Genomic DNA, 3140 nt, shown 5'->3' on the forward strand with positions numbered 1-3140 from the left:
TCGACGACCCGCCGCGCCGGATGCAGCGGGGTCGCGGCCCGGACCGAGTGGTACGTCGCGGCCAGCGTCACCGCGTCGACGGCCTCGGCCGCCCGCCCGGCGAAGTCCGGGTCGCCCAGCACATCCCACGGGTACGCGTGCCCGCTCACCATCGTGGCCTCCGCTTGGTGTAGCCGGGCTCGAACAGCCGCATGTACGCGGTGTCGTCGCGTTCCCGGATCCCACAGTTCAGATAGTTCTCGTGCAGCCGGGCCAGCGCGTCCGGGTCCAGGCTGACGCCGAGCCCCGGCGCGTCCGGGACGGTGACAGAGCCGTCGGTGAAGCGCAGCGGCTCGGCCACCACGTCTACGCCGAGCTGCCACGGCATGTGCGTGTCCACCGCGTACGTCAGGTTCGGCGTGGCCGCCGCCAGGTGGGTCATCGCGGCCAGGCTGATGCCCAGGTGGCTGTTCGAGTGCATGGACAGCCCGAGCCCCCAGGTGCGGCAGATGGTCGCCAGGTGCGCCGACGCGGTGAGCCCGCCCCAGTAGTGGTGGTCGGCGAGCACGATGCCCACCGAGCCCCGCGCCACCGATTCCGGCAGGTCGGCGAAGCGCACCACGCACATGTTGGTGGCCAGTGGCATCGGGGCGAGCGCGGCGACCTCGGCCATGCCGGCCAGCCCGGCGGTCGGGTCCTCCAGGTACTCCAGCAGGCCGGCGGTCTCCTCGGCGACCTTGACCGAGGTGTCGACGGTCCACGCACAGTTCGGGTCCAGGCGCAGCGGCAGGTCCGGGAAGGCCACGCGCAGTGCGCGGATCGCGTCGATCTCCTGCTCCGGCGGGAAGACACCACCCTTGAGCTTGATCGAGCGGAAGCCGTACCGGTCGATCATGCGCCGGGCCTGGGCGACGATGCCGGCCGGGTCGAGCGCCTCGCCGTACTCGTCGGGCTCCGCGCCGGGGTGCCCGGCCCACTTGTAGAACAGGTACGCCGAGAACGGGACGGTCTCCCGGACCTTGCCACCGAGCAGCGCGTGCACGGGCCGCTCGGTCACCTGCCCCTGAAGGTCGAGCAGGGCCACCTCGAACGGCGAGACGATCCGGGCCAGGGTCTTCTCGGCGCTGGAGCCGCCGGTCAGCCCGTGCCGGTCGGGGGCGTCCACCACCCCGACCGCGGCGGCGATCCGGGCCCGCAGCCCGGCCAGGTCGAAGACATCCAGCCCGGCGAGCGCCCCGGCGGCGCGCTCCAGCAACGCCAGGTGCGGGGCGTCGCCGTAGGTCTCGCCGAGCCCGACCAGCTCGTCACCACAGTGGACCTGCACGATCGCGCGCAGCGCCCAGGGCTGGTGCACCCCGGCGGAATTGAGCAGCGGCGGATCGGGAAAAGCAATGGGCGTGATCGTCACGGCGACGACGGGCAGCGAGGTGGTCATCCCTTTATGGCTCCTGAGGTCAGGCCGCGCATGAACTGTCGTTGCATGGCCAGGAAGGCCAGCACCGAGGGCAGCAGCGCGAGCAGCGCGGCCGCGAGCAGCACCCCGAGGCCCACCTGATCGTCGCTGCGCAGGGTGCGCAGCGCCAGCGGCAGGGTGAACTTCGCCGCGTCGTCGGCGACCAGCAGCGGCAGCATGTACTGGTCCCAGATCATCGTGAAGCCGAAGATGCCGATGACGCCCAGCGCCGGCCGGCACAACGGCAGCACCACCGACCAGAAGATCCGCAGGTCGCCGGCGCCGTCGAGGCGGGCCGCCTCCTCCAGCTCGACGGGGATCTCCTTCATGAACTCGGTCATCACCAGGATGGAGAAGGCCCAGGCCCCGACCGGGATGATCATGCCGGCCAGGGTGCCGATCAGGTTGACGTGCAGCACCGGTACGTCGGCCAGCACCAGCGACAGCGGGATGGCCAGGATCTCCTCGGGCAGCATCAGGGTGGACAGGATCAGCAGCAGGACCAGCTGCATGCCCGGGAAACGCTTGCGGGCCAACGCGTACGCGGCGGAGACGCTCACCAGGATCTGCAGCAGCAGCCCGCCGCCGACCACGATGAACGAGTTCGCCAGGTAGGTCAGCACGTCGCGGTCCACCGCCGCGGCGAAGTTGTCCAGGGTCAGCCCGTGCGGGATGAGCGTCAGCCGGGTCGGGTCGGTGACCGGGGTGAAGGCGCTGACCAGCAGGGCGATCAGCGGCCCGGCGAAGACCGCGACCAGCACCAGGTAGAGCAGCACCCGGGCGGCGAACGCGACCGGGCCCGGTGCGGCGCCCCAGCCCAGCGCGGTGTCCAGCCGGGCACCCACGTTGCGGCGGCTCATCACGCGGCCTCCCGCCGGCGCGAGGCCCGCACAGCGACGGTCAGCACCACCGTGGCCAGCAGCAACAGCACCGAGCCGGCCGAGGCGATGCCCAGCTCGTTGCGTTCCAGCCCGAGTTTGTAGACCAGCGTCATGACCACCTCGGTGGAACCGTTCGGCCCGCCGTTGGTCAGCAGGAAGATCTCGGTGAAGACCCGCAGGCCGCGGATCGCGGCCAGGGTCAGCAGGATGGTCAGCACCGGGCGCAGCGCGGGCACGGTGACATGCCACAGCCGCCGCAGCGGGCCGGCGCCGTCGGCGGCGGCCGCCTCGTAGAGGGCGCGGTCGTCGCCGGCCAGGCCGGCCAGGAAGATCATCATGTCGTACGGTGCCCCGCGCCAGATGCCGACGCCCATGACCGACCACAGGGCCGAGTCGGCGGAGTTGAGGAACTGCGAGGGGCCGGCGCCGAACCAGCCGAGGATGCTGTTGATCGCGCCGTCGCCGACCGGGTAGTAGAGGATGCGCCACAGCTCGGCGACCACCGCCATCGCGGCGACCGTGGGCAGGAAGACGGCCGTGCGGACGAACCACAGGCCCCGCGACGAGCCTTCGAGCAGCAGCGCGAGGACGAAACCGAGCACGAGCGAACCGAGGGTCTGCCCGAGGGCCAGCACCACGGTGTGACCGATGGCCGAGGTGAACGACGGGTCGGTGAGCACGTCGCGGTAGTTGGCCAGGCCGACGAAGCGGTCGCCGAGGTACGGCCGTACCTCGTGGAAGCTCATCTCGACGGCCCGGACCATCGGCACAAACTTGAAGACCGCGAAGAGCAGCAGGGCCGGGGCCAGGAACAGCCAGGCCGGCAG

Annotated in this window: 3 protein-coding genes; all 3 read right to left on the reverse strand. The window is 71.4% G+C overall.

Annotation, left to right across the window (positions count from 1 at the left end; translation table 11 throughout):
- Nucleotides 1-145: 145 nt before the first annotated feature.
- A complete protein-coding gene (locus AB0C29_RS40775; RefSeq protein WP_360832404.1) occupies nt 146-1414 on the reverse strand; it encodes a glucarate dehydratase family protein in 1269 nt (422 codons plus the stop codon).
- On the reverse strand, nt 1411-2292 hold the full coding sequence (locus AB0C29_RS40780; RefSeq protein ID WP_360832407.1) for a carbohydrate ABC transporter permease: 882 nt from the start codon (nt 2290-2292) through the stop codon (nt 1411-1413). Before AB0C29_RS40780 ends, AB0C29_RS40775 begins: the two co-directional genes overlap by 4 nt.
- A partial coding sequence (locus AB0C29_RS40785) for a sugar ABC transporter permease (protein ID WP_360832410.1) occupies nt 2292-3140 on the reverse strand: 849 nt, incomplete at its 5' end. The genes AB0C29_RS40785 and AB0C29_RS40780, both read right to left, overlap by 1 nt.

This window comes from Actinoplanes sp. NPDC048791, from assembly GCF_040650095.1.
Taxonomy (GTDB): Bacteria; Actinomycetota; Actinomycetes; order Mycobacteriales; family Micromonosporaceae; genus Actinoplanes.

What these genes read in the sequence shown, in the direction of transcription:
- AB0C29_RS40780 (WP_360832407.1), bottom strand. Translation starts at nt 2,292, where the DNA reads ATGAGCCGCCGCAACGTGGGTGCCCGGCTGGACACCGCGCTGGGCTGG.
- AB0C29_RS40775 (WP_360832404.1), bottom strand. Translation starts at nt 1,414, where the DNA reads ATGACCACCTCGCTGCCCGTCGTCGCCGTGACGATCACGCCCATTGCT.